The sequence below is a fragment of the Citrobacter sp. R56 genome (genome assembly GCF_016811995.1).
GTDB classification, from domain to species: Bacteria; Pseudomonadota; Gammaproteobacteria; order Enterobacterales; family Enterobacteriaceae; genus Citrobacter_D; species Citrobacter_D enshiensis.
On the sequence record NZ_CP069159.1, the window covers coordinates 3,037,581 to 3,062,829 of the forward strand.

Sequence of the window (25,249 nt, forward strand, 5' to 3'; positions counted from 1 at the left end):
GCCTATCAGCACACAGGAGGCTTTCCTTTTTCATCTAAATACAATTTTATATCTATATATCAATCAGTTAAGTTACATCTCAACATTTTAAATGTTCTCCTATTACTGAAAAATGCTGAAATTCTTTTCATTCTTTTCAGTTTGCCCCTAGCCGCAACGCCCCAGCAGTGGCGCGGGCTGGTGAGGTCGTTTGTAAAAAATTCGGACTGAAAAAACTTTGCGATCCAGAAACCGCAGGCGGGTGCGGTGTAGTGCCGTTTTTGTCTGCGACACATTTATTTTGTCAGGCTGTCACGCGCTCAGTGGCTCGCTGCTCGCACGATCTGCATTGGGTGTTGCGGTGAGTGTTATTCCGGGCGTGCCTCTTATACGGCGGCATATTGCTTCTGGTGGGATATCCCCTTTAAGAGATAGACACGCCTTTATCCCCGCAAGGGGATAGGGACGCAAAAAAGCCCGCTTATGCGGGCTGTGGGGTTACTGGCCGATGACGGGTGAATATTTCTTACTGAGGCTTTCCGCCTGGCTTCCGGTGCTTCTGATATCGCCCGCGTTTAATGGGGTGCCTGTGTTGCTGTGCGTATGGCTGGCGGTTTGCTCTGCCAGCTCCTTAACCACATCCAGCGTGTCCAGCATCAACTGTGCCACGTTTATGCTCTGCGACCCTATCCAGACTACGGGGGCAATGATTTCCTGTTTTACTGCCGCCACGCTCTGGCGTATCTGGCCAATCTTCTCGATCAGGTTTTTACCCGTTGTGACGCTTTTAACTCCGGCAACCTCTGTTTCATCGTTACCGCCGATGCTGGCCACCCGGTTATTAACTGCCTGGCTGTAATCCCCGGTGCTGATTTGCTGGATTGCCCCGGCCATCAGTCTGGCCGTTCCAACTACAGTTAAACTGTCTGCGGCCTTAATCGTCGTTTCGCGGCTAATCAGCTCCCGGCTCTCAGTGTCCGCTTTGATGGCTCGCGCCATAGAGGTTTCGCTGATGGTCTGGTCTGTCTGCCTTACCCAGTCCCCCGCCTGCGTCACCCGCTGTGATACTTCCGCCCGCTGCTGCTGCAACTGCTCGCCGGGCTGAATATCCGGGAGGCTGGTTCCGTCTGGTACGGTCTGCCGGATAAAGGGCTTATCCGGCCTTCCGCCCGTAAAGCCCACCTCCACCATTGTTCCTTCTGGCGGAAACTGGAACATCCCCGAATCATTACCGGCCATAGGCACAGGCAGCGGAACGGCTGCGTAAACTGGCGTGTTCTGGTCAGGATTCCCGTCCGCGTCCAGCAGTTGAACATCGACGGCATAGCGTGGCCTGAACGGATCGGAGAAATTGCCGCTTTTCACCGTTTCGCTGGGTGCCACCACCCTGGCGAACTTCGGCACATGTAGCCCCGATGCCAGCTCCGGATAATGGCTTTCAATCTGCCGCTGTAACGGTGTTTTTTGCAGTGGCTTTCCGGTTGCCCGGTTGCGTGGTGTCCAGGTGATGGCCATCGTGTCATTGGTCAGATGAACCTTAGTCACGCGCTCGCCGTTCATTTCCACCCCTGGCCGCAGGCTCTGAATCAGTGGAACAGTCATCGAATTACCACCCGCTGCGCCCTGGCTGAATTCTGCCGCAATATCGATCGGCCGCCCGGCAAAAAGCGCCTTTTCCGCGCCTCCGATATACACACCACCATCCGGCAGCTGGTACCAGACATAATCAGCAATGCCAAAGGCTTTACCCAGGTTATCCAGCAACTGATATCCCGTGCCGCTGTGTGCGAAATGAGGGATCGGACGGTCTGAATAATCTGCACCCGGAACGCTGAAAGTTAACCCGCTGTGCTCCGTTAACCAGCTGGCCACGCTGCGTAAGGTCGGATGCTGGAATGAGCATGGCCACATACGTTCAAACACGCCAACCAGCTCACGCACAAACAGGCGCTGAAACCCATTTTCAGCTGGCTGGGAGCGCTCCACATACCCGGTGAACCAGCGCAGCACCAGATCCGGATATCTGACTATCTGTGACCCGCACCAGGATCACATCCCAGTCAATCCCCGGCTGGCGCTCCAGTAGCTCCACATAACCAATGCCCAGGCGGTCAAATATATTGATAAAGCCCTCAACCGAACCCGCATCACGCGCGTTGATGAAGGCATACGCCACACGCTTGCGGAACAGCTTTAGCGGCTCACCATCAAAGCGGGTAATGTCCCGGTCATAGGCCAGCAGGTTCAGCAAGGCTGGCGAACAGGTCAGCGGATCAAACTGGTTCAGTGGCCAGGTAATCCACCCGTAAACCTCAGCCCAGAAACGCTGCGCGGTTTTGAGTAACTTTTGCGGCTCGCCGTTACGCATCCAGGAGGGAAGCACCATCCCGGCCAGCTTTTTCATAAATTCATTCATTTTCGATTCTCACCACCAGTGACTTCAGGCGCGGCACATTAAGTTCACTGGTGATATCGTGCAGGGAAAATTCCAGTGATTCAGGTAGCGCAAAGCTTTTATGGATTTCGCGCCCCAGCTGGGAGAACGAAAACCGCGAATATGGCCACGTCTTCCTTACGTCAAAATCAGCGTTTTCCCGGAAGGCGCAGCGGATCATGTTTTCAATGCCTTCCCGCAAGGCTTTCGTTTCGTCATCACTTAAATTGCTCAGGTTGCTGACGTACACCGTGACGGCCAGATCGTGAAGCGTTTCTGGCATGGGATAACACTGCATATCATCACCATGCCCGTGATGGCCTTGCGTATTGATGTAATCATTAACGGCATCCACGAACGGCGCGGAGACAGCATCCCATCCAGTAAACGCGCATCCTCGGTGTAATCCGTAATGGCTAAAAGCTCGTCACAGGTTAAACGGTGCGGCTGCGCTGGGTTCAATTTGTTGCGCAGGATCTGCGGCCTCATACCAACGGCTGCGGCCACATCTTCCAGATTGTGTTCAATCGCAAATGCTCGGCAAGCCGCATCAAAGTGCGCATGTTTGGAAGTCTGGTAATCAAACATTGTTTGCCTCTCCCTAATCCGTAGGATGGATTACGCATTAAGCGAAATGTCACATTCGCTTAAAGCCTGAATGGTGAGCGCGGCCATATTGACTTCAACTAGGCCTTTCTTTTGCTTCCCCTTCGGCTTGATAGGTAATTTCCCGTATTCGATCAGGTTCCTAGCGGTTTCTTTGTTGGTGCCAGTGCGGCGGCAATACTCGTCTAAGGGCAGGTATGGTTCCGGGATGATGATTGTAATGTTCGGACGCATAAGGCAAACTCCAAGTTTCACCGATACGGCAATATCGGTTTTTGTTAGTCAACATCTACTTGAGAGGGAAGATTATGTAGATTTTATCTAGATGTCAATTACAGATAGATATTTTCTACATTTGAGCTAACTATGGCAAGATTTAGACTAGACCCCGAAACGGACAGCGCGCCTGTTTTAGATCGCGTACTGGAAGCCTATGGCTTCACTCAGAAACTTCAGCTAGCAGAACTATTGGGCATTGCCTCCAGTTCCATGTCATCTAGGTATAAACGTGGTGGTCTTCCAGCCGACATAATGATCAAGTGCATGGCAGAAACTGGCGTTAATCTGGAATGGTTGGCTACCGGACAAGGTAAAAAGTTTGAAGATGATGAATTAGACATCCTCAGAGTACCTCGGCGTAAAATTGTCGATGGACAGCTTTATGACGCGGGCATCTTGATGCTGGATAAGGTCATGTTCTTACAAGGGAAGCCCATTCCTGAAAACCCGGCCTGTATACTTGATGGCTCCAATCAGTACATCGTTGAACAGAGTTTCACAGAGGTTTATGACGATGATTGGTTAGTCGAAATCGAAGGGAAAACGAGCATTAGAACCCTTACGCGGATTCCAGTACGAAAAGTCAGAGTAAGCGGTGTCGGGATGGCTTTTGATTGTGGAATTGATGACATAAAAATCATTGGCCGTGTAGTTCTGACGATTAAATAAAATGAGTGTTCGTAAACTTTCTACAGGCGAATGGATTGCCGACTTCTATACCGTCAACCGCAGCAATGGTAAGAACGGGAAGCGTATACGTAAAAAATTTGCCACAAAGGGAGAAGCCTTAGCATTTGAGAACCACACGCTTCAAAAAGTAGACAGTGCACCCTGGCTGGGTGAAGGGAAAGACAAACGGACTCTAATCGACCTGATCACAATGTGGTATGAGCGCCACGGCGTAGCCCTGCGTAATGGTCAAAAGCGTAAAGATGCCATGACCTGGGCAGCGGAGTGCATGGGATTCCCGCTGGCCACAGAGTTTAATGCCCAGCTATTTACAGCATACCGCGCTAAAAGGCTTGATGGGCATTATGCCCGCACCAACCGTGTTTCTAAGGTTTCACCTAAAACAATGAATCTTGAACACGCTTATTTTCTGGCTGTGTTCAATGAACTGAAACGGATCGGTGAATGGTCAGCCCCAAACCCACTGGAGAACGTCAGACAGTACCGCACTGATGAAATTGAAATGGCCTTCCTCACTGCTGAAGAAATTGATCGGCTTTTGTTGGAATGCAAGCGCAGTAAAGTGAGTTACTTAGAGTTAGTTGTAAAAATCTGCCTGGCTACTGGGGCAAGGTGGAATGAAGCCGCAACACTGAAGAGCTCACAAATTGCTGGCGGCAAAGTAACTTTCGTAAAAACAAAGGGGAAAAGAAACAGAACTATTCCCTTAGATGATGAACTTCTAGCTGAAATACCTGAAACGAAAGGCGCTCTGTTCCCTAAGCCCTGCTATAACGCTTTCCGTTCTGCGTTAGAACGTGCTGGTATTGAATTGCCAGCCGGTCAACTTACCCACGTACTACGCCATACGTTTGCCAGCCACTTTATGATGAACGGCGGAAATATACTGGTTCTGCAAAAAATCCTCGGCCATGCCGATATCACTATGACAATGCGTTATGCGCATTTCGCTCCAAGCCATCTTGAGGACGCTGTGCGACTCAACCCCTTAAAATGTCGCAAAATTGTCGCGACAACTTAGAAACACTGCCAAATACTAACGATTATTAACCAATGTAACTCATTGATAACATTATAACTTATTGTTTTTTATAGATAGATGATGCTTTATAATATAGCCTGTGCTATATCTGTATGTAATACAGTCATCCCTCAAGGATTGATGGGATCGAGAAGTCAGGAGGTTTATATGAACGAATTCAAGAGGTGCATGCGCGTGTTTAGTCACTCTCCCTTTAAGGTACGGTTAATGCTGATCTCAATGCTGTGCGATATGATCAACGGCAAACCAGAGCAGGGTAAACCCTCCTCACACTAACGCGGCGTCGCGGTACGCCGCATCATTTTCTTCTCTCCACTACAGATCATTTTATCGTTTCAGCACAAATACCCCTTCTTTTTGTCTGATTTGCTATCCCCTTCGCAAAACATTTTCGCTGTAGTAGTTGACCTAAACATGAGCAAGTTCTATCTTCTTGCAGCCCTGCATATATTGCGGCACGCAGATACCCTCTTCACGCACTCTCAGGCAGGCATTAACCCTTTGCGCCAGGGTAAGCACATGGCGTTTTTGTAATAGTGGCATATGAATTTAACCCTCAAAGACTCGCTTATTGCCCGCAGCCGGGTCATTACCCCGTGGACGGCCTTTTACTTTTTACAATCTTTGCTGATTAACCTCGCACTGGGTTACCCCTTTAGCCTGCTTTATAGCGCAGCCTTTACCTGCATATTGCTGCTGCTATGGCGCAGCGCGCCGCGTACGCAAAAGGTATTGGTCGGCGTGTGTTCACTGATCGCCGCAATGTATTTCCCGTTCGGTCAGGCATACGGTTCGCCCAACTTTAATACCTTGCTGGCGATGCATTCGACCAACGTGGAAGAGTCGGCCGAGATCCTGACGATCTTCCCGTGGTACAACTACCTGGTGGGCGTCTTCATTTTTGCGCTGGGCGTGATTGCTATTCGCCGCAAAAAAGAGACCGAAAAGAAGCCCTGGAATACGCTCAACAGCCTGTGCCTGCTGTTTAGCGTCATCACGTTCTTTGTTACCCCCGTACAAAACCTGGCATGGGGCGGCGTCTTTAAACTGAAAGATACGGGTTACCCGGTATTCCGCTTCGTCAAAGACGTTATCGTCAATAACAATGAAGTGATTGATGAAAAGGCGCGGATGGCGAAACTGGCCGGGATGAAGGACACCTGGACTGTGACGGCGGTCAAACCCAAATACCATACCTATGTGGTGGTGATTGGCGAAAGTGCACGCCGGGACGCGCTGGGGGCGTTTGGCGGTCACTGGGATAACACCCCCTTCGCCAGCACGGTCAACGGCAATATTTTTATGGATTACGTTGCTGCGAGCGGATCCACACAAAAATCGCTTGGCCTGACGCTTAACCGTGTGGTGGACAATCAACCGCAGTATCAGGATAACTTTGTGACGCTGGCCAACCGCGCCGGTTTCCAGACATGGTGGTTCTCTAATCAGGGGCAAATTGGCGAGTACGACACCGCTATCGCCAGTATTGCGAAACGTGCTGACGAAGTGCATTTCCTGAAAGACGGCAACTTTGAAGCGAACAAAAATGCGCGTGACGAAGCGCTGTTAAAAATGACCGCCCAGGTACTCGAAACCGAGCATACGCAGCCGCAGCTTATTGTCCTGCATTTAATGGGATCTCATCCGCAAGCCTGCGATCGTACGCAAGGTAAATACGCGGAATTCGTGCAGTCAAAAGAGACATCCTGCTATCTCTACACCATGACGCAAACTGACGACCTGCTACGCCAGCTGTACGACCAGTTGCGCAATAGCGGCAGCAGTTTCTCGATGGTCTATTTCTCCGATCACGGTCTGGCGTTTAAAGAGCGCGGAAAAGAGGTGCAATATCTGGCGCATGATGATCAGTTCCAGCAGAACTTCCAGGTGCCGTTTATGGTGATCTCCAGCGATGATAAAACCCACCGCAAAATCAAAGCGCGCCGTTCCGCTAATGACTTCCTGGGCTTTTTCGCACAATGGACCGGGATCAGCACAAAAGAGATCACTACCAAATACCGTTTCATCTCTGAGCAGAAAGCCGGGCCTACCTTCATTACCAACTTCAAATTACAGAAGGTGGATTACAACCACCTTGGCACTGACATCTTCGACACCAAATCGTGATAACCGAACGGGGGGATGAGATATCCCCCCGTCGCTTTCGCCATTTTCAGACAAAAAAAATCCGCCCCAAGAGGCGGATTTTTCATATCACCGTAGTGATTAGAAGCGGTAACCAACACCCGCGATCCAGGTACCAACATCAACGCTACGAATACGGCTCTGCTCGTAGGAGAAGTCCAGAGCAACGTTTTCGATCGGGTTGAACTGAACACCGGCACCGTAGGAGAAACCGTAGTCACTGGTGTCGTGTTTGTCAGTCGGTAAATTCGTTTCCTGGAATTTACCGTAGCCAACACCCACTACACCGTAGATGCTTGCCCAGTCGTTCAGACGGTAAGCCGGACCAGCGGTGAGGCCGTAATACTGGGTTTTGTTGTAATCGCCTGCACTGTTGGTACGACTTTTTTCGGTGTAGGTGAAGGAACCAATTACGCCCAGCGGGTTGTTGTCCTGCTCGTAACGATACTTCAGGTTAAAACCGCCCATTTTGTTGGCCTGGCCCTGAGCATCGCTCTGAGCGTAACCACCAGTAACGGTAGAAGTAGCAGCTACAGCAGTACCTGCGGAGATAGCCAGTACAGCGGCCAGTGCTGAAAGACATGCAATTTTTTTCATAACCACCTCAAATGTGCTTCAAGTAAATCCTAAGCTTTAAATATATCAAATATTGATGAGAAACTCTTTGCGATTCGCGATGTCTAACGAAGCCTTTCATGTAACAGAACGTTTCCAAAGCTCGCTATCCCTTTCAAATAACATCACTTTTCCGCATGATTGCACCATTATTACGCGCAAAATATGGCACGTTCATCCAGATTAATCCTAATCACGCAGATTATTAATCCATCAACAAACACCCATTTTACGGATTTTCTGGATTTTTTTTTCAACGAATACTCAACCGCCAGAGGGTTATTTCCTTTACACTCCCCCTTTTACTTTTCTACACACTTATTGACAGGAGAAAGGATGCCGGGGTCGTCACGAAAAACGCCAGTCTGGTTACCCATCTTGGTTTTACTTATTGCCATGTCCTCTATTCAAAGCGGGGCTTCACTGGCGAAAACGCTATTCCCTATCGTTGGCGCGCCGGGCGTTACTGCGCTGCGCCTTGCGTTGGGTACGTTAATCCTCATCGCGTTCTTTAAACCCTGGCGTTTGCGTTTTGCAAAAGAACAGCGCCTTCCTCTGGTGTTTTATGGACTGTCGCTGGGGGGAATGAACTACCTCTTTTATCTGTCGATCCAGACGGTACCGCTGGGTATCGCCGTTGCGCTGGAATTCACCGGTCCCCTTGCGGTGGCCCTGTTTTCTTCACGACGTCCTGTAGATTTTATTTGGGTGGCGCTGGCCGTCCTCGGACTGTGGTTTCTGTTACCGCTGGGGCAGGACGTGTCTCATGTTGATCTCACCGGCGCGTTACTGGCGCTTGGGGCAGGCACCTGCTGGGCGGTTTATATTCTCACCGGACACCGCGCGGGAGAGGAGCACGGTCCCGCCACCGTTGCAGTCGGCTCGCTAATTGCTGCAATGGTTTTTGTCCCGCTTGGCGTCCTCCAGGCGGGTGATGCCCTGTGGCACTGGTCGATTATCCCAATAGGCCTGGCTATTGCTGTCCTTTCCACAGCACTGCCCTACTCGCTGGAGATGATTGCGCTGACACGCCTGCCCACGCGCACCTTTGGCACGCTGATGAGTATGGAGCCTGCCCTGGCCGCCGTTTCCGGGATGATCTTCCTGGGAGAGACGCTGACGTGGGTACAGACGCTGGCCTTATGCGCCATCATTGCGGCATCCATGGGTTCAACGCTCACCCTGCGCCGCGAAACCAAAATAGAGCAAGTCGATATTAATTAACGTCGCCGTTCTGCATGATGTGCATCATCATGCAGAATATTCTCCCCTGCTGAACCGTCTGATATCCTTTTATTTTTGGCGTTCTCGTTGGCATATTTATTCTCATTTTCATTCCCCGCTTAAAATAAGTAACAAATACGCAACATGAAAATCATCTATTTGATTTTTATCAATTTTTATATTTCCCACCATCAGCACTATTAATGCAATAGGCACAACCAAAAAAGCAGGGGTTAAATCTGCTGCTATACTTAGTTTCGTTAATTACCTGGGACACAAAACATCAAGAGGATATGAGATTATGAGTACCGCTAAATTGGTAAAAACGAAAGCGTCTAATCTGCTTTATACCCGTAACGATGTCTCTGACAGCGATAAGAAAGCGACAATCGAGCTGTTGAATCGTCAGGTGATCCAGTTTATTGACCTGTCACTGATAACCAAGCAGGCCCACTGGAACATGCGCGGCGCCAATTTCATTGCCGTACATGAAATGCTGGATGGCTTCCGTACCGCATTGACCGATCACCTTGATACAATGGCTGAACGCGCAGTACAGCTGGGTGGCGTGGCATTAGGCACAACGCAAGTCATTAATAGCAAGACGCCGCTGAAAAGCTACCCGCTGGACATCCATACCGTACAGGATCACCTGAAAGAGCTGGCCGATCGCTATGCAATAGTCGCTAACGATGTGCGTAAAGCCATCAGCGAAGCGAAAGATGAAGACACCGCGGATATCTTCACCGCCGCCTCTCGCGATCTCGACAAATTCCTGTGGTTCATTGAATCCAACATCGAATAAGCACGTCATAAGTAATCCCTCTAATAACCCTCGCTCTGGCGGGGGTTTTGCACTTTTATGGTGCGCCAAAGGATCCTCCCGCCCTGCTAAAGTGAATAAATTGTAATAATCACTTCACACAATCGTTAACGAGAGATTGTTTTAGCAACAATTTTTACGCTAAATAGTCGTACCGTTTGCACCAGGACAATTCTGCACTAATTCAGTGCCCCAAAACGGTGCGAAGCGTCGACTTTGCCCTGCTTATTGTGCAACGACATAAAACACATGCCTGTTAAAACAATGAGTTGCAAAGTTGGCATGTTTTTTTCATTACATTATCTGTTCTCGCAGGGGATCGCCCCGTGGATATAAAAGGAAATGCTATGAAGTCTGTATTAAAAGTTTCACTGGCTGCACTTACCCTGGCTTTTGCGGTGTCCTCTCACGCCGCGGATAAGAAACTCGTTGTCGCAACCGACACGGCCTTCGTTCCGTTTGAATTCAAACAGGGCGACAAATACGTTGGCTTTGATGTGGACCTGTGGGCTGCCGTAGCAAAAGAACTGAAGCTGGATTATGAACTGAAACCGATGGATTTCAGCGGCATTATCCCTGCGCTGCAAACCAAAAATATCGATCTGGCGCTGGCAGGCATCACCATTACAGAAGAACGTAAAAAAGCAATCGACTTCTCTGATGGCTACTACAAAAGTGGTCTGTTAGTGATGGTGAAAGCGAACAACAACGACGTCAAAAGCGTAAAAGATCTGGATGGTAAAGTCGTTGCCGTGAAGAGCGGAACCGGTTCTGTTGATTACGCGAAAGCCAACATCAAAACCAAAGATCTGCGTCAGTTCCCGAACATCGATAACGCGTATATGGAGCTGGGCACCAACCGCGCAGACGCTGTTCTGCATGATACGCCAAACATCCTGTACTTCATCAAAACTGCGGGCAACGGCCAGTTTAAAGCGGTCGGTGAGTCTCTGGAAGCGCAGCAGTACGGTATTGCTTTCCCGAAAGGCAGCGATGAACTGCGCGAGAAAGTGAACGGCGCGCTGAAGACACTGCGTGATAACGGCACCTATAACGAAATCTACAAAAAATGGTTCGGTACTGAACCTAAATAAAACAGCCTGAATATCGGCTCGTCGTGCCCGGTGGCGCTCACGCTTACCGGGCCTACGTTTTAGCCCCTGTCCACATCCGGCAACATGGGCATTTGAATAATTTCACCACGGTAACAGGAACGACATATGCAGTTTGACTGGAGTGCCATCTGGCCCGCCATTCCGCTTCTCATTGAAGGCGCCAAAATGACCTTGTGGATTTCGGTCCTCGGTCTGGCCGGCGGTTTGGTTATCGGGCTGGCAGCAGGCTTTGCGCGCACCTATGGCGGTTGGATTGCCAACCACGTTGCGCTGGTCTTTATTGAAGTCATCCGCGGTACGCCCATCGTCGTGCAGGTAATGTTTATCTACTTCGCACTGCCAATGGCGTTTAACGATCTGCGGATTGACCCGTTCAGCGCCGCCGTCGTCACCATCATGATCAACTCTGGCGCCTATATCGCCGAGATTACGCGTGGGGCCGTGCTCTCAATACATAAAGGTTTCAGCGAAGCCGGACTGGCGCTTGGGCTCTCTCGCACAGAGACCATTCGTCATGTCATTTTGCCACTTGCGCTGCGCCGCATGCTGCCGCCGCTGGGTAACCAGTGGATCATCAGCATTAAAGATACTTCACTGTTCATTGTTATCGGCGTGGCTGAACTCACTCGTCAGGGCCAGGAGATCATTGCCGGTAACTTCCGCGCACTGGAAATCTGGAGCGCCGTTGCGGTGTTCTACCTGATCATTACGCTGGTACTGAGCTTTATTCTGCGTCGTCTGGAAAGAAGGATGAAAATCCTGTGATTGAATTTAAAAACGTCTCTAAGCATTTTGGTCCAACCCAGGTGCTGCATAACATCGATCTGAACATCCGTCAGGGCGAAGTGGTCGTTATTATCGGGCCTTCCGGCTCCGGTAAATCCACCCTGCTGCGCTGCATCAACAAACTGGAAGAGATCACCTCTGGCGATCTGATCGTCGATGGCCTGAAAGTGAACGATCCGAAGGTGGACGAGCGCTTAATCCGCCAGGAAGCGGGGATGGTGTTTCAGCAGTTCTACCTCTTCCCGCATCTGACGGCGCTGGAAAACGTCATGTTCGGTCCACAACGCGTACGCGGTGCGAAAAAAGAGGACGCGGAGAAACTGGCCAAAGAGCTGCTGGCGAAAGTCGGGCTGGCGGAACGTGCTCATCACTATCCGTCTGAGCTTTCCGGCGGCCAGCAACAGCGCGTGGCGATCGCCCGTGCGCTGGCGGTGAAGCCCAAAATGATGCTGTTTGATGAGCCGACCTCTGCGCTCGATCCTGAACTGCGCCACGAAGTACTGAAAGTGATGCAGGATCTGGCGGAAGAAGGTATGACGATGGTGATCGTGACGCACGAGATCGGCTTCGCCGAGAAAGTGGCCTCGCGTCTGATCTTTATCGACAAAGGCCGCATTGCGGAAGACGGTAACCCGCAAACCCTGATTGAAAATCCACCCAGTCAGCGTTTACAGGAATTTTTACAGCACGTCTCCTGATCCCCGCTCCACCTCCCTTCTTTTGGAAGGGAGGTTCCCTGCGAATTGTCCCATTTCAAATCCCTCCTCCCCCATCCTCTATACTTATCTTTTTGTTTTACTTTCTCACTGGAGGAGTCATGCGGTGGATTCTGTTCATCCTCTTCATTCTACTGGGCGCTCCCGCCCATGCAGTCGCGATACCCGGCGTAACGACGGGCACGCCGTCTCAAGCGGACGCGACACCCACAACGGAACCTGATGTCGAACAAAAGAAAGCGGCCTATGCAGCGCTCGCGGACGTACTGGAAAACGAGACGTCGCGTAAAGAATTGATTACGCAGTTACGGTCAGTCGCGAAGACGCCTCCCGCAGAGCCGGTGCCTAACATCACGCCCCCCACGCTTGCTGAAGAAAAAACCGTGCTGGAGAATGTCACTGACATCAGTCGCCACTACGGCGATGCGCTCTCCGGGAAGTTTGCCCAACTCTATCGCAATATTACCGACGCCCCGCACAAACCCTTCAATTCACAATCGTTTACAAATGCTCTGACCCATTTTTTAATGCTGGCGGCCTCCGTCTTCACCTTTTACTGGGTCATCCGTCTGTGTACGCTGCCGCTGTATCGCAAAATGGGTCAGTGGGCGCGTAACAAAAATCGCGATCGCAGTAACTGGCTACAGCTACCGGCGATGATTGTTGGCGCGTTTATTATCGACCTGCTGCTGCTGGCGCTGACGTTATTTGTCGGGCAGATACTGAGCGACAAAATGAACGCCGGTAGCCGCACCATCGCATTTCAGCAGAGTCTGTTCCTCAACGCGTTTGCGCTGATTGAATTTTTCAAGGCTATCCTGCGCCTGATATTTTGCCCTGGCGTGCCAGAGCTGCGTCCATTTAATCTTCAGAATGACGGAGCACGCTACTGGAACCGCCGCTTAAGTTCGCTCAGCAGCCTGATTGGCTATGGATTGATTGTCGCCGTCCCTATTATCTCCAACCAGGTGAATGTCCAGGTCGGGGCGATGGCTAACGTCATCATCATGTTGTGCATCACCTTATGGGCACTGTATCTGATCTTCAAAAACAAGCAGGAGATCACTGAGCATCTGCTGGATCTGGCGGAACGTTCGCTGGCGTTTTTTAGTCTGTTTATCCGCGCCTTTGCCCTGGTGTGGCACTGGCTGGCCAGCGCCTATTTCATCGTGCTGTTTTTCTTTTCTCTGTTTGATCCCGGCAATAGCCTGAAATTTATGATGGGTGCCACGGTACGCAGTCTGATCATTGTTGGCGCCGCCGCGTTTATCTCCGGAGTCTTCTCTCGCTGGATAGCCAAAACCATCACCCTGTCTCCCGAAACGCAGCGAAACTACCCTGAGCTGCAAAAGCGGCTCAATAACTGGATTTCTATGGCGCTGAAAGTGGCGCGATTCCTGACGGTCTGTATCGCCGCGATGCTACTGCTGAATGCCTGGGGATTATTCGACTTCTGGAACTGGCTGCATTACGGCGCGGGTGAAAAAACGGTGGATATCCTGATCCGCATCGCGCTGATTCTGTTTTTCTCTGCCATTGGCTGGACTGTACTGGCCAGCCTGATAGAAAACCGTCTGGCCTCCGATGTCCACGGGCGTCCGCTGCCCAGCGCCCGCACGCGCACGTTGCTCACGCTGTTTCGTAATGCGCTGGCGGTGATCATCAGTACCATCACCATCATGATTGTGCTCTCGGAAATCGGGGTCAATATCGCGCCGTTACTGGCAGGCGCCGGGGCGCTGGGGCTGGCGGTTTCATTTGGCTCGCAAACGCTGGTGAAAGATATTATTACCGGGATCTTTATCCAGTTTGAAAACGGCATGAACACCGGCGATCTGGTGACGATTGGTCCGTTAACCGGGACGGTGGAACGGATGTCTATTCGCTCAGTGGGTGTACGTCAGGATACCGGGGCTTATCATATTGTTCCGTGGTCCTCGATTACCACCTTCGCCAACTTTGTACGCGGTATTGGTTCGGTCGTGGCGAATTATGATGTGGATCGTCATGAAGATGCTGACAAAGCTAACCAGGCACTGAAAGATGCCGTTGCGGCGGTGATGGAAATAGACGATGTGCGCGGCCTGATTATTGGCGAGCCGTCATTCTCCGGCATTGTGGGCCTAACCAATACCTCATTTACGCTGCGCGTATCGTTTACCACATTGCCGCTGAAGCAGTGGACTGTCCGCTTCGCGCTCGACACTCAGGTCAAAAAACACTTTGACCTCGCCCATATCCGTACGCCGGTACAAACCTATCAGGTTCTACCGGCACCAACAGGGGGGACTGCGGCGGCACAACCTCTGCCGCCTGACGAACCGACGCTCTAGGCCGGTCAGCGTTTCTGCGTCATAAAGCGGCGACGCTGATCGTTATCCATAAAGGTCCAGGCGATAAAGCGACTCTGCTTTTGCCCCTGGGCCATCTCTTTTTTAACGACTTTGACCGCACCAACATCCGTTAAGGCACGATACAGCGGGGGCAAATTCTCACCGCGCGAGACCAGCGTGGTAAACCACATTACCTGACGGCCAAACGCCTGGCTTTCCGCGATCATTTTTTTGATGAACGCCACTTCGCCGCCTTCACACCATAACTCCTGCTGCTGCCCGCCAAAATTCAGCGCATCGTCTTTATCCTGCCCCAGGTTACGGCGTTTACGCTCGCTGCCGGCACGCGCAGAAGCGGCCGAGTCATGGAATGGCGGGTTACACAGGGTGGCTTCAAACTGTTCATTTTTATGAATAATGCCGTTGAAAATCGCCGTAGGATCTTTTTGTCGACGCAAACGGACTGACCGGGTTAACCCCGGATTTCCCTTAATAATCGCCTGGGCGCTGGCGAGCGCCTCATCGCTGGTTTCGCTTCCGGTAAAGCGCCAGCCATATTCATGCGCCCCAATCAGCGGGTAAATACAGTTCGCCCCCACGCCCACGTCCAGGATGCTCGCCGTGGTTGGAATGGTTCCCGTCGTCTCACCGAGCAGATCCGCCAGATGGTGGATATAATCCGCGCGCCCCGGTACCGGTGGACACAAAAAACCGTCCGGAATATCCCAGCTCGTCACGGCGTAGAAATGCGCTAACAGCGCTTTGTTCAACGCTTTTACTGCCAGCGGGTTGGCAAAATCAACGCTTTGTTCGCCGCCTGGCGTGCGAACGAGAAATTGCGTCAGCTCTGGCGTGACCTGGCATAATGTCGCAAGATCGTAACGACTGTGGTGACGGTTACGGGGGTGTAATCCCGGTTTCTGGGGGGACATGGCATTCTCCTTTTAGCAGCGGCGTAAGATACCCGTATAACGCAACGCGGTAAACATGCTTAAGCGGCGAAAACCTTTATGACGCCAGAAGGTTATCGACAAAGCGCATAAATTTTACTGCCAGAGCCCCCCAAATAAGCAATATTTATATCCTTGATTTGTCAATATTCGTCAATATATATCGTTCAAAAAATGAGCGCATCTTCATCGATTTTTTGCGTTAATTGTCGTCCTCTGACGTCCTAAACTTATCAGGCACTACCTGTTGTTTCTCAGAGGAAGTCATCATGAAAAAATGCCTCACTTTACTTGCAGCCACCGTACTTACCGGCCTGACGTTTGCCTCATTTGCCGCACCGCCAATCACCAGTCCAGAAACCGGACAGCTAAGAGCGTCTGGTACCGTTTCCGCTTCAGGAGCGACTAACCTGAGCGATCTGGAAGATAAACTGGCTGAAAAAGCGCGTGAGCAAGGCGCTAAAGGTTTTGTGGTTAACTCCGCAGGCGGTAACAATCAGATGCACGGCACTGCAACCATCTACAAATAATGTTCTTACCTGCTCAACTGCATTCATCCTGGATGCAGTTTTCCTCCTCTCCTGTCGCTCTTTCGCTTCTTCAATATCCGCTTAATTTGTAAACACCGCGTGTGAAATTTGAAGACCATGTAAATAAATGTATTTATTTTTTTACGAATGAATGATAGAAAGTCGCGCCAAGTGATAATCCTTATCAAAATCATTATCACTTACGATTTCACGCCGACGAGACCTGCAGTGGCATGACATCCGCAGAGATGTCCACTTCGCGGCGTGGAAATATCAATCAAATAATAAAAAGTCGCTAATTAACATGGATAAAAATCGCAACCTGCCTTCCAGTAGCTTCCATTCGCTCACGTTTTTTGCCGGTCTGTGTATCGGACTTTCGCCTGTTGCACAGGCAGTCGCCGCAGATGATCAGGCAAAGAAACAGGATGATACGTTAGTCGTGGAAGCCTCCCCCCCGTCGCTTTACGCCCCGACGCAATCCGCCGATCCGAAATTTTCGCGCCCGGTGGCGGACACCACACGCACAATGACGGTGATTTCAGAACAGGTGATCAAAGATCAGGGCGCCACCAATTTGACCGATGCTCTGAAAAACGTGCCCGGCGTTGGCGCTTTCTTTGCAGGCGAGAACGGTAACTCCACCACCGGCGATGCGGTTTATATGCGTGGCGCCGATACCTCAAACAGCATCTACATTGACGGCGTGCGTGACATTGGCAGCGTCACGCGCGATACCTTCAACACGGAGCAGGTTGAAGTGATCAAAGGCCCGTCCGGGACCGATTACGGCCGCAGCGCGCCGACGGGCTCGATCAATATGATCAGCAAACAGCCACGTACCGACTCGGGCATTGATGCCTCTGCCAGCGTGGGGAGCGCATGGTTCCGCCGTGGTACGCTGGATATTAATCAGGTGATAGGCGAAACCACCGCCGCTCGCCTGAACCTGATGGGCGAAAAAACGCACGACGCGGGCCGTGATAACGTTAAAAATGAACGTTACGGCGTCGCCCCTTCCGTCGCTTTCGGTCTGAGTACACCGACTCGTCTGTATCTGAACTATCTGCACGTGACCCAGCACAACACGCCAGACGGGGGGATCCCGACCATTGGTTTACCTGGCTATTCTGCCCCTTCTGCTGGCACATCCGCGCTCAACAGTTCTGGCAAAGTGGATACGCACAATTTTTACGGCACGGATTCTGACTACGACGATTCCACGACCGACACCGCCACCATGCGTTTCGAACATGACCTGACCGACAGCACCACCCTGCGTAACACCACACGCTGGTCACGCGTCAAACAGGATTATCTGATGACCGCCGTGATGGGCGGCGCATCGAACATCACGCAGCCTGACAGCAACGTTGACTCCTGGACCTGGTCCCGTCTGGCGAATACCAAAGATGTCAGCAACAAGATCCTGACCAACCAGACCAACCTGACGTCGACGTTTTATACCGGTTCCATCGGGCATGACATCAGCACGGGTGTTGAATTTACCCGTGAAACCCAGACCAACTACGGTGTAAATCCTCTGACGCCGCCTCCGGTCAATATTTACAACCCCAATAGCAACGTTCACATTGGCGGGCTGACCCGTAATGGCGCAAACGCCAATGGCCAGACCGACACCTTCGGCATCTACGCGTTTGATACCCTGCAAATCACCCGCGACATTGAACTCAACGGCGGCATTCGACTCGATAATTACCGTACCGAGTACGATAGCGCCACCGCCTGTGGCGGCACTGGACGCGGAGCGGTGGCGTGCCCGGCGGGTGCAGCGAAAGGTTCTCCGGTCACGACAGTGGACACCGCGAAATCGGGTAATCTGGTGAACTGGAAAGCAGGCGCGCTGTACCATCTGACGGACAACGGCAATATTTATGTTAACTACGCCATTTCTCAGCAACCGCCAGGCGGAAATAACTTTGCCCTTGCCCAGAGCGGCAGCGGCAACAGCGCTAACCGTACTGACTTCAAACCGCAGAAAGCGAAAACCAGCGAAATTGGCACCAAGTGGGAAGTGCTGGATAAACGTCTGCTGTTAACCGCCGCGATATTCCGTACCGATATCGAAAATGAAGTTGAACAGAACGACGACGGGACGTACTCCCAGTACGGGAAGAAGCGCGTAGAAGGGTATGAACTTTCCGTTGCCGGGAACATCACGCCAGAGTGGCAGGTTATCGGCGGCTACACCCAACAGCACGCTACCATTCGCGACGGCAAAGATGTGGCGCAGGATGGTTCCTCTTCCCTGCCGTATACGCCGGAACACGCCTTTACGCTGTGGAGCCAGTATCAGGCCACCAATGATCTCTCCGTCGGGGCTGGCGCGCGCTATATCGGCAGCATGCACCGGGGTTCCGACGGTGCAGTCGGCACGCCATCTTATACCGAAGGCTATTGGGTCGCGGATGCAAAACTGGGATACCGCGTGAACCGCACTCTCGATTTCCAGTTGAACGTCTACAACCTGTTTGATACTGACTACGTCTCCTCGATTAACAAGAGCGGATACCGTTATCATCCGGGTGAACCGAGAACCTTCCTGTTCACGGCCAATATGCATTTCTGATTTGCATCGCGTGGGGCCACGGCCCCACTTTTCGGAGAATCGCACATGATGTACCACATTCCGGGCGTTTTAACGCCGCAAGGCGTCGCGCAATGTCGACAACAACTCGAGCAGGCTGATTGGATCGATGGTCGGGCGACCACTGGCGCTCAGGGGGCTCAGGTCAAAAATAACCAGCAGGTTGATACCGGAAGCGAACTGTATATAGCTTTACAGAAAGCGGTACTGTCAGCCATCAACCAGAGCGCCCTGTTTTTCTCAGCCGCCTTGCCGAAAACAATTTCCATGCCGTTGTTTAACCGCTATCAGGATAATGAAACCTATGGTTTTCACGTTGATGGCGCAGTTCGCAGCCACCCGGAAAGCGGCTGGATGCGCACCGATCTTTCCGCAACCTTATTCCTAAGTTCGCCGGAGAGCTATGACGGTGGGGAACTGATTGTTAACGATACCTACGGGCAGCATGCGGTGAAGTTACCGGCCGGCGATGTGGTGCTGTATCCCTCCAGCAGCCTGCATTGCGTCACCCCCGTAACACGGGGAGTCCGCGTTGCATCATTTATGTGGGTCCAGTCGATGATCCGCGATGATAAGAAACGCGCGATGCTATTTGAACTGGACAAAAATATCCAGTCGCTCAAAAGTCGCAACGGCGAAAGTGACGAGATCCTCTCTTTACTCAACCTCTACCATAATCTGCTGCGTGAATGGTCTGAAATCTGAGAAGACGCTGTCTTGACGGTACGATTATTGCCCCCACATTCACTACAATTACCCTATGAAATGAATGTGGAGGTAACGGCTTATGGCATCCGGATGGGCAAATGACGACGCCGTGAATGAGCAGATCAACAATACCATTGAAGATGCTGTCGCACGCGTTCGCGGGGAATTACCCCAGGGTGAAAGTCTGCATGAATGCGAAGAGTGTGGCGATCCTATACCCGAAGCCCGGCGCAAAGCCGTTCCGGGAGTGAGATTATGTCTCGCCTGCCAGCAGGAGAAAGATTCAAGAAACGAAACATTCTCAGGATATAATCGCAGAGGATCGAAAGACAGCCAGTTACGTTGACTTATCTTTACCGAAAAAATCGCGCAACGCGTTTTTCTTTACGCTCACGGTTTTTGGCGAACTGCGTAGCAAAATGTGCCGTTATCCTTTGCTCTGTAAACGGCAACAACAAGAACTGTAAATGCATAATCCGAATTTATTAATAATCAATAAGTTATTTGTCATTCAATATTTTTGATTAACGCCGTCAATTCTATTCGATTTTATCTCTCGCTAAATAACGTGATACTTATCACATCGACGGAACATCGTCTTACTAACAGAATAACCTGCGAGAAATTAACTATGAAAACCATCAAATATGCTGTTGCCGCTATCGCTCTGTCTGGACTCTCTTTTGGCGTTTTCGCTGCCGAGCCGGTAACGGCTGCACAAGCACAAGACATGAATAAAATCGGTGTAGTTTCTGCGGAAGGCGCCACTACCCTGGACGGTCTGGAAGCGAAACTGGCTGAAAAAGCCGCTGCTGCTGGCGCAAGCAGCTATAGCATTACCTCTGCATACAGCAACAACAAAATGAGCGGTACTGCGGTTATCTACAAATAATTTTTTGTCTGTATGCCAACAGACGCCCTGCTCCATCCCTCATAGACCTGTGTGTTACCCTTTGTTTGCCCGTCCACCACTGGACGGGCTTTTTTTTACCTGAATCCGTTAAAAACTCTGACCAACGCGTGCCAGACCGTCTGTCAGTGTCTCCACCTCGCCAGTTGCCACCAGACAGCAGGCCATTTGAATTTTCAACGCGTCAGGAACCGGCTCGCTACCCATCAGACAGCGCTCAATCCAACGCGCCGTGGTTTCTGGATCTTTCGCGACAGGCAGTGGCACCGGCTCCTCGGGCATCTCACGTTGACGATCCACAATCACCTGCACTCCACGCTTATCGATCAGGCTAATTTGCGGGCAGCGCTGCGGATTGGCGTACACTTCCCCTTCGGTGCCATGCATCAGCAGACTGCGTCCGCCAATGTCACCAAAGAACTTCGCCACACGTGGGACATATTCCGGATGAGAAACGCTGGCGAGACGTAAGGCGGCATCTTCTGCAAAAGGCGTCGCCAGCTTCGCCAGCGTGTGTGCACTGTTACGCACCCCCATTCGCCAGCGCATCGCCAGCTGTTTTTCCAGCGGCGGGCACAGTGTGCCGACGGGAATGAACACCGGTTGGTGTCCGTCGAGTTTTGCCTGCGCCTGACCGACGCTCAGGGTCGGCGTAATTCCCAACAGTTCAAAAATGGTTTCGGTCAATACGCGAGTCGGATCTTCGCTCACCCCGTGAACCACCACCGGAAAACCCAGTTTACGCAGCAGGATAGCCAACAGCGGCGTCAGGTTCGCCTGTTTACGCGCCCCGTTATAGCTGGGGATCACGATAGGCATCGGTTTTGCCACTGGCGGTGTCAGACGAATAGTGTGCTTCTGCATCGCTTCATAGAAGCCCAGCATTTCGGCTTCGCCCTCTCCTTTAATGCGCAGCGCAATCAGTACGCCGCCCATTTCCAGGTCAGGGACTTCCCCCTTTAGCATATGGGTATACAGGCCGCGTGCGGTGTCCTGGTCCAGATCGCGGGCATGATTTTTACCTCGCCCAACCTCTTTGATGATTTTGCGGTAATCCATCGAAAACTCCTTGCGGGGTGCACACACCATTAGCGCCGTCTGCGGCGAGTCGCTTTTGCTTTTGTTTTTACTATAACGTCTGGCACGACAGGTTGCTCTATCGGAAAAATGGGTAACGCATTCAGTAAACGCTTGCCGTAATTTTTGGTCAACAGACGCTTGTCGTAAATCACCACTTCCCCCCAGCAGCCGTGGCTACGGATCAATCGCCCCACCTGTTGGATTAAATTAAACGACGCGCTGGGCAAACTCTGCACTTCAAAGGGGTAACGGTTCAGGCTTTTCAGCCACTCCCCTTCGGTGATGACCACCGGGCTGTCGATGGGCGGGAAAGCAATCTTGTGAATATGTACCTGGGTGAGCAAGTCGCCTTTCAGATCCAACCCTTCCGCAAAAGATTGCAGACCCACCAGCACGCTGCGTTCGCCATTTTCCACCCGCTTGCGGTGCAACTCCACCAGCCGGTATCGCGGCTGATCGCCCTGAACTAACAACAGCAGACGTAAATCCGTCACATGCTCAAGAAACCGTTGCATCGCCCTGCCACTGGCAAACAATACCAGCATGCCCTGGTGTTTTTTGCTCTCAAGCGCCTGACGAAAATAGGCCGCCATCTCCGCAATATGTTGCTCTTCGTTATCGATAAGCGGCTCATACTGCATTTGCGGTATGACGATTTTCCCCTGTTCTACATGGTTGAAGGGCGAGTCGAGGGCCACGAAACGGTCGCCCGCTTTCTCCTTCAGTCCACTCATCTCCTGCAAGCGAGAGAAACTGTTCAGCGAACGTAGCGTGGCGGAGGTCACTACAATATGCGGCACGCTGCGCCAGAGCAGCCTTTCCAGCTGATCGCTGACGCGGATCCCGACACAGTGAAACCAGACGTGCATTTGCCCGTCGCGCACATCACGGGTGGCCCATTTGGAAACCGGCGCGCCGGACGATTGCGCCAGCGACGCCAGACGCCACAGCTTGCTTTGCGCTTCGAACATGCCCAACGCACGGTTCATCTGCAAAATCACCCGATGCAGGCGAACGATGTCGTGGGTGCCGGTTTTTTCACTGAGATCGTTGAGAAACAGTTCCGCCAGCCCGCGCAACATTTCGGTGAGTTTCGCCAGCCGCTGACAAATCTCCATCACCTCTGCGGGCAATTCGCCCATTGAGAAGCGATGCTCCGCCTCCTGGGTGGCGGGCATATAAAGATTCAGAATCGCATTCAGCGAGGCAATCAGTTCATACAGCTCTTCGCAGTGCGCGTTCAGACGCTCAGGGATAGCCAACGGCGGCGTGGTTTTTGGCCGAAACTGTTCCAGACAGGTCGCCACCAGTTTGCTAAACAGATCGAGTTGCAGGCGATACCAGGGCGCCGTGATTTCAGCACTCATTTCCAGCGCATCGCGTGCGACATCGGGCAGATGATGCCCTTCATCCAGCACCAGCAGCAGATTTTTCGGATCCGGCAAAACCGCTTCGCTCTCCATTGCCGCCATCACCAGCGCATGGTTTGCCACCACCACTTCGGCTTCCTGGATCTCACGGCGCGCCACAAAGAACGGACATTCGCGGTAATAGTGGCAGTTACGGTTGAGGCAGCCGGCTTTGTCGGTGCTCAGACGCTGCCACAGTGAATCATCAATGGCGATATCGGTATGATCGCGTAAACCATCCCACTTGTAGCTGTCCAGATCGCCCTTCAGCCGGGCGCAGCGTTTTTGCTCTTCCTGATTGTTAGGTGTGAGTTCATCGTCAAGAAACGCCAGCAGATCCTGTTGGTCAGGTTCGGTGCTGGCCAACGCTGCCAGATTGCGCGGACACACATACCGCCCACGCCCAAAGGCGGCGGTGAACTTAAGATCGGGAATAATTTTTCGCAGCAGGGGAAGGTCTTTGCTGTAAATCTGATCCTGCAAAGCCACGTTGGCGGTACTCACCACCAGCGTTTTTTGTTCTTCGCGCGCGATGGCGATACCGGGGATCAGGTACGAGAGGGTTTTCCCGACGCCGGTCGGCGCTTCGATCGCCAGATGCCGTCCGTCTTCCCCGGCCAGCGTTTTAGCGACGTCAGCAATCATCTGCCGCTGCGGCGCACGGGGAATAAAGTCGGGGATCTGTTCCTGAAGCGCCTTATACCAGGCAGCAATTTGCGCTTTTAGCGCAGCGGTCAATGCCATGAGAAAACCTGAAATACTGTATAAACAGCCACTATTGTGGCACTTTCCTGGACGGGTCGCAAAAAGAAAAACCCGACCATTCGGTCGGGCTTCCCGTTTACTGCATTACTCTGCCGAAGACAGTCTGCGCGGACGGCGTGGCGGGCGCGGCTTATCGCTCGCCGGTTTCGCATCACCTGACCGGCGCGAAGGTTTGGCCCCGGCTTTAGGCGCACTACCTTCTGAACGACGCGGTTGCTGCTGACCACGGCCTGCACCGCCCTGACCTTGCCCCTGTGGGGATCGGCCACGACCGCCGCCGCCGCCGCCACCACGTTGCTGCTGGCGACCGTTTTGAATCGGCTCTGCTTTAATGGACGGGTCCGGCTCATAGCCCGGCAGCGCGATACGCGGGATCTCTTTTTTCAGCAGTTTTTCGATGTCACGCAGCAGTTTGTGTTCATCAACACAGACCAGCGACAGCGCTTCACCGGTTGCCGCCGCACGCCCGGTACGACCGATACGGTGGACGTAATCTTCCGGCACGTTCGGCAATTCATAGTTCACCACATGCGGCAACTCTTCAATATCCAGGCCACGCGCTGCGATATCCGTGGCGACCAGTACGCGAATGTCACCGGATTTAAAATCAGCCAGCGCACGCGTACGCGCCCCTTGCGATTTATTGCCGTGGATGGCCGCGCTACGAATGCCGTCTTTATTCAACTGCTCCGCCAGGTGGTTAGCGCCATGTTTGGTGCGGGTGAAGACCAGCACCTGCCGCCAGTCGCCCTGACCAATCATCTGCGACAGCAATTCACGTTTGCGTTTCTTATCAACAAAATGGACGTGCTGCGTCACCTGCTCGGACGCCGTGTTACGACGCGCGACTTCGATTTCCAGCGGATTACGCAGCAATTTTTCAGCCAGCGCTTTGATGTCGTCGGAGAAGGTCGCGGAGAACAGCAGGTTCTGACGTTTCGGCGGCAATTTAGCCAGCACACGACGAATGTCGTGGATAAAACCCATGTCCAGCATGCGGTCAGCTTCATCCAGCACCAGAATTTCAATCTGATCCAATTTGACGGCGTTTTGATGTTCCAGATCGAGCAAACGGCCAGGGGTTGCCACCAGCACGTCTACGCCGCCACGCAGTTTCATCATCTGCGGGTTGATGCTTACCCCGCCGAAAACCACCAGCGAGCGAATGTTCAGGTATTTGCTGTAATCCCGCACGTTCTCGCCAATTTGCGCGGCCAGTTCACGGGTTGGAGTCAGGATCAACGCTCGTACCGGGCGACGTCCCTTAGCATGCGGTTCATTGGAAATAAGATGCTGCAGCAGCGGCAGCGTAAAGCCCGCTGTCTTACCCGTACCCGTTTGCGCACTGGCCATCAGGTCACGGCCTTGCAGCACCGCAGGGATCGCCTGCTGCTGGATAGGGGTGGGTTCACGGTAGCCCTGCTCTGCAACGGCGCGCAAAATATCAGGATTTAAACCCAGGGAATCAAAAGACATAACTACTCCGAACCGCCCCGACCGTT

The 25,249-nt window shown here is 52.2% G+C and carries 21 protein-coding genes and 4 pseudogenes; 15 read left to right on the forward strand and 10 right to left on the reverse strand.

The window, feature by feature from the left end; genetic code table 11:
- Positions 1 to 477 precede the first annotated feature (477 nt).
- From JM656_RS14405 to JM656_RS14425, 5 genes and pseudogenes are all read right to left on the reverse strand, one after another.
- Positions 478 to 2,007: pseudogene (locus JM656_RS14405) on the reverse strand (hypothetical protein); the annotation flags it as partial.
- Positions 1,997 to 2,395 (reverse strand): annotated as a pseudogene (locus tag JM656_RS14410) (phage tail protein); the annotation flags it as partial. The pseudogenes JM656_RS14405 and JM656_RS14410, both read right to left, overlap by 11 nt.
- Positions 2,388 to 2,780: pseudogene (locus JM656_RS14415) on the reverse strand (hypothetical protein); the annotation flags it as partial. The pseudogenes JM656_RS14410 and JM656_RS14415, both read right to left, overlap by 8 nt.
- Positions 2,781 to 2,782: 2 nt before the next feature.
- A pseudogene (locus tag JM656_RS14420) lies at positions 2,783 to 3,001 on the reverse strand (phage regulatory CII family protein); the annotation flags it as partial.
- A gap of 30 nt (positions 3,002 to 3,031) precedes the next feature.
- Positions 3,032 to 3,253: a hypothetical protein gene (locus tag JM656_RS14425; protein ID WP_001247709.1), complete on the reverse strand. Its 222-nt coding sequence runs from the start codon at positions 3,251 to 3,253 to the stop codon at positions 3,032 to 3,034.
- Positions 3,254 to 3,385: 132 nt separating this feature from the next.
- Between JM656_RS14425 and JM656_RS14430 the strand changes: the two genes are divergently transcribed.
- The 4 genes from JM656_RS14430 (at position 3,386) to JM656_RS14445 (ending at position 7,157) form a co-directional block, all read left to right on the forward strand.
- The gene (locus JM656_RS14430) at positions 3,386 to 3,967 is read left to right on the forward strand and encodes a phage repressor protein CI (protein WP_203358385.1); all 582 of its coding nucleotides are present in this window, start codon (positions 3,386 to 3,388) and stop codon (positions 3,965 to 3,967) included.
- 1 nt (position 3,968) lies between these two features.
- Complete coding sequence (locus tag JM656_RS14435; RefSeq protein ID WP_203358386.1) at positions 3,969 to 5,009, forward strand: tyrosine-type recombinase/integrase; 1,041 nt, start codon at positions 3,969 to 3,971, stop codon at positions 5,007 to 5,009.
- Positions 5,010 to 5,177: 168 nt separating this feature from the next.
- Positions 5,178 to 5,306: a manganase accumulation protein MntS gene (mntS, locus tag JM656_RS14440; RefSeq protein ID WP_203358387.1), complete on the forward strand. Its 129-nt coding sequence runs from the start codon at positions 5,178 to 5,180 to the stop codon at positions 5,304 to 5,306.
- Between the two features lie 267 nt (positions 5,307 to 5,573).
- The gene (locus tag JM656_RS14445; protein WP_203358388.1) at positions 5,574 to 7,157 is read left to right on the forward strand and encodes a phosphoethanolamine transferase; all 1,584 of its coding nucleotides are present in this window, start codon (positions 5,574 to 5,576) and stop codon (positions 7,155 to 7,157) included.
- Positions 7,158 to 7,256: 99 nt separating this feature from the next.
- Here the strand turns inward: JM656_RS14445 and ompX are convergent, their stop codons facing one another.
- On the reverse strand, positions 7,257 to 7,772 hold the full coding sequence (gene ompX, locus JM656_RS14450) for an outer membrane protein OmpX (RefSeq protein ID WP_192611671.1): 516 nt from the start codon (positions 7,770 to 7,772) through the stop codon (positions 7,257 to 7,259).
- 354 nt (positions 7,773 to 8,126) lie between these two features.
- Between ompX and rhtA the strand changes: the two genes are divergently transcribed.
- From rhtA to ybiO, 6 genes are all read left to right on the forward strand, one after another.
- Positions 8,127 to 9,014 (forward strand): threonine/homoserine exporter RhtA, encoded by an 888-nt coding sequence (rhtA, locus tag JM656_RS14455; RefSeq protein WP_203358389.1) that lies wholly within the window; start codon positions 8,127 to 8,129, stop codon positions 9,012 to 9,014.
- Positions 9,015 to 9,315: 301 nt separating this feature from the next.
- On the forward strand, positions 9,316 to 9,819 hold the full coding sequence (gene dps, locus JM656_RS14460; protein WP_162383360.1) for a DNA starvation/stationary phase protection protein Dps: 504 nt from the start codon (positions 9,316 to 9,318) through the stop codon (positions 9,817 to 9,819).
- A 365-nt stretch (positions 9,820 to 10,184) separates the two neighbouring features.
- Positions 10,185 to 10,931, forward strand: coding sequence for a glutamine ABC transporter substrate-binding protein GlnH (gene glnH / locus JM656_RS14465; protein ID WP_192611669.1), 747 nt, complete (start codon positions 10,185 to 10,187; stop codon positions 10,929 to 10,931).
- Positions 10,932 to 11,057: 126 nt separating this feature from the next.
- Positions 11,058 to 11,717 carry a glutamine ABC transporter permease GlnP gene (gene glnP, locus JM656_RS14470; protein WP_203358390.1) on the forward strand — a complete coding sequence of 220 codons (660 nt, stop codon included), beginning with the start codon at positions 11,058 to 11,060 and terminating at the stop codon, positions 11,715 to 11,717.
- The gene (gene glnQ / locus JM656_RS14475; RefSeq protein ID WP_192611668.1) at positions 11,714 to 12,436 is read left to right on the forward strand and encodes a glutamine ABC transporter ATP-binding protein GlnQ; all 723 of its coding nucleotides are present in this window, start codon (positions 11,714 to 11,716) and stop codon (positions 12,434 to 12,436) included. The genes glnP and glnQ overlap by 4 nt, the downstream gene beginning before the upstream one ends.
- Before the next feature lie 119 nt (positions 12,437 to 12,555).
- Positions 12,556 to 14,787, forward strand: a complete 2,232-nt coding sequence (gene ybiO / locus JM656_RS14480) for a mechanosensitive channel protein (RefSeq protein WP_203358391.1) — start codon at positions 12,556 to 12,558, stop codon at positions 14,785 to 14,787.
- Between the two features lie 5 nt (positions 14,788 to 14,792).
- Here ybiO and rlmF read toward each other — a convergent pair whose 3' ends face one another.
- Positions 14,793 to 15,719 (reverse strand): 23S rRNA (adenine(1618)-N(6))-methyltransferase RlmF, encoded by a 927-nt coding sequence (gene rlmF, locus JM656_RS14485; RefSeq protein WP_203358392.1) that lies wholly within the window; start codon positions 15,717 to 15,719, stop codon positions 14,793 to 14,795.
- A gap of 287 nt (positions 15,720 to 16,006) precedes the next feature.
- On the opposite strand from rlmF, the gene mcbA reads away from it, so the two are divergent.
- The 5 genes from mcbA to ybiJ all read left to right on the forward strand — a co-directional run bounded on the left by mcbA (position 16,007) and on the right by ybiJ (position 20,475).
- Complete coding sequence (mcbA, locus tag JM656_RS14490) at positions 16,007 to 16,267, forward strand: DUF1471 family periplasmic protein McbA (protein ID WP_203358393.1); 261 nt, start codon at positions 16,007 to 16,009, stop codon at positions 16,265 to 16,267.
- A gap of 304 nt (positions 16,268 to 16,571) precedes the next feature.
- Positions 16,572 to 18,857 carry a catecholate siderophore receptor Fiu gene (locus JM656_RS14495; protein ID WP_203358394.1) on the forward strand — a complete coding sequence of 762 codons (2,286 nt, stop codon included), beginning with the start codon at positions 16,572 to 16,574 and terminating at the stop codon, positions 18,855 to 18,857.
- Positions 18,858 to 18,902: 45 nt separating this feature from the next.
- Positions 18,903 to 19,580, forward strand: a complete 678-nt coding sequence (ybiX, locus tag JM656_RS14500; RefSeq protein ID WP_203358395.1) for a PKHD-type hydroxylase YbiX — start codon at positions 18,903 to 18,905, stop codon at positions 19,578 to 19,580.
- Positions 19,581 to 19,662: 82 nt separating this feature from the next.
- The gene (locus JM656_RS14505; RefSeq protein ID WP_203358396.1) at positions 19,663 to 19,929 is read left to right on the forward strand and encodes a DksA/TraR family C4-type zinc finger protein; all 267 of its coding nucleotides are present in this window, start codon (positions 19,663 to 19,665) and stop codon (positions 19,927 to 19,929) included.
- 285 nt (positions 19,930 to 20,214) lie between these two features.
- A complete protein-coding gene (gene ybiJ / locus JM656_RS14510) occupies positions 20,215 to 20,475 on the forward strand; it encodes a DUF1471 family protein YbiJ (protein ID WP_203358397.1) in 261 nt (86 codons plus the stop codon).
- Between the two features lie 108 nt (positions 20,476 to 20,583).
- Here the strand turns inward: ybiJ and ybiB are convergent, their stop codons facing one another.
- The 3 genes from ybiB to rhlE all read right to left on the reverse strand — a co-directional run bounded on the left by ybiB (position 20,584) and on the right by rhlE (position 25,223).
- Positions 20,584 to 21,552, reverse strand: coding sequence for a DNA-binding protein YbiB (ybiB, locus tag JM656_RS14515; protein ID WP_203358398.1), 969 nt, complete (start codon positions 21,550 to 21,552; stop codon positions 20,584 to 20,586).
- 29 nt (positions 21,553 to 21,581) lie between these two features.
- Complete coding sequence (dinG, locus tag JM656_RS14520) at positions 21,582 to 23,726, reverse strand: ATP-dependent DNA helicase DinG (protein WP_203358399.1); 2,145 nt, start codon at positions 23,724 to 23,726, stop codon at positions 21,582 to 21,584.
- A 105-nt stretch (positions 23,727 to 23,831) separates the two neighbouring features.
- Complete coding sequence (gene rhlE / locus JM656_RS14525; protein WP_203358400.1) at positions 23,832 to 25,223, reverse strand: ATP-dependent RNA helicase RhlE; 1,392 nt, start codon at positions 25,221 to 25,223, stop codon at positions 23,832 to 23,834.
- Positions 25,224 to 25,249 lie beyond the last annotated feature (26 nt).

What these genes read in the sequence shown, in the direction of transcription:
- mcbA (WP_203358393.1), top strand. Translation starts at nt 16,007, where the DNA reads ATGAAAAAATGCCTCACTTTACTTGCAGCCACCGTACTTACCGGCCTG.
- JM656_RS14425 (WP_001247709.1), bottom strand. Translation starts at nt 3,253, where the DNA reads ATGCGTCCGAACATTACAATCATCATCCCGGAACCATACCTGCCCTTA.
- dps (WP_162383360.1), top strand. Translation starts at nt 9,316, where the DNA reads ATGAGTACCGCTAAATTGGTAAAAACGAAAGCGTCTAATCTGCTTTAT.
- ybiO (WP_203358391.1), top strand. Translation starts at nt 12,556, where the DNA reads ATGCGGTGGATTCTGTTCATCCTCTTCATTCTACTGGGCGCTCCCGCC.
- JM656_RS14495 (WP_203358394.1), top strand. Translation starts at nt 16,572, where the DNA reads ATGGATAAAAATCGCAACCTGCCTTCCAGTAGCTTCCATTCGCTCACG.
- mntS (WP_203358387.1), top strand. Translation starts at nt 5,178, where the DNA reads ATGAACGAATTCAAGAGGTGCATGCGCGTGTTTAGTCACTCTCCCTTT.
- rhtA (WP_203358389.1), top strand. Translation starts at nt 8,127, where the DNA reads ATGCCGGGGTCGTCACGAAAAACGCCAGTCTGGTTACCCATCTTGGTT.
- ybiJ (WP_203358397.1), top strand. Translation starts at nt 20,215, where the DNA reads ATGAAAACCATCAAATATGCTGTTGCCGCTATCGCTCTGTCTGGACTC.
- dinG (WP_203358399.1), bottom strand. Translation starts at nt 23,726, where the DNA reads ATGGCATTGACCGCTGCGCTAAAAGCGCAAATTGCTGCCTGGTATAAG.
- rlmF (WP_203358392.1), bottom strand. Translation starts at nt 15,719, where the DNA reads ATGTCCCCCCAGAAACCGGGATTACACCCCCGTAACCGTCACCACAGT.
- glnH (WP_192611669.1), top strand. Translation starts at nt 10,185, where the DNA reads ATGAAGTCTGTATTAAAAGTTTCACTGGCTGCACTTACCCTGGCTTTT.
- glnP (WP_203358390.1), top strand. Translation starts at nt 11,058, where the DNA reads ATGCAGTTTGACTGGAGTGCCATCTGGCCCGCCATTCCGCTTCTCATT.
- JM656_RS14435 (WP_203358386.1), top strand. Translation starts at nt 3,969, where the DNA reads ATGAGTGTTCGTAAACTTTCTACAGGCGAATGGATTGCCGACTTCTAT.
- JM656_RS14445 (WP_203358388.1), top strand. Translation starts at nt 5,574, where the DNA reads ATGAATTTAACCCTCAAAGACTCGCTTATTGCCCGCAGCCGGGTCATT.
- ybiX (WP_203358395.1), top strand. Translation starts at nt 18,903, where the DNA reads ATGATGTACCACATTCCGGGCGTTTTAACGCCGCAAGGCGTCGCGCAA.
- ompX (WP_192611671.1), bottom strand. Translation starts at nt 7,772, where the DNA reads ATGAAAAAAATTGCATGTCTTTCAGCACTGGCCGCTGTACTGGCTATC.
- JM656_RS14430 (WP_203358385.1), top strand. Translation starts at nt 3,386, where the DNA reads ATGGCAAGATTTAGACTAGACCCCGAAACGGACAGCGCGCCTGTTTTA.
- ybiB (WP_203358398.1), bottom strand. Translation starts at nt 21,552, where the DNA reads ATGGATTACCGCAAAATCATCAAAGAGGTTGGGCGAGGTAAAAATCAT.
- rhlE (WP_203358400.1), bottom strand. Translation starts at nt 25,223, where the DNA reads ATGTCTTTTGATTCCCTGGGTTTAAATCCTGATATTTTGCGCGCCGTT.
- JM656_RS14505 (WP_203358396.1), top strand. Translation starts at nt 19,663, where the DNA reads ATGGCATCCGGATGGGCAAATGACGACGCCGTGAATGAGCAGATCAAC.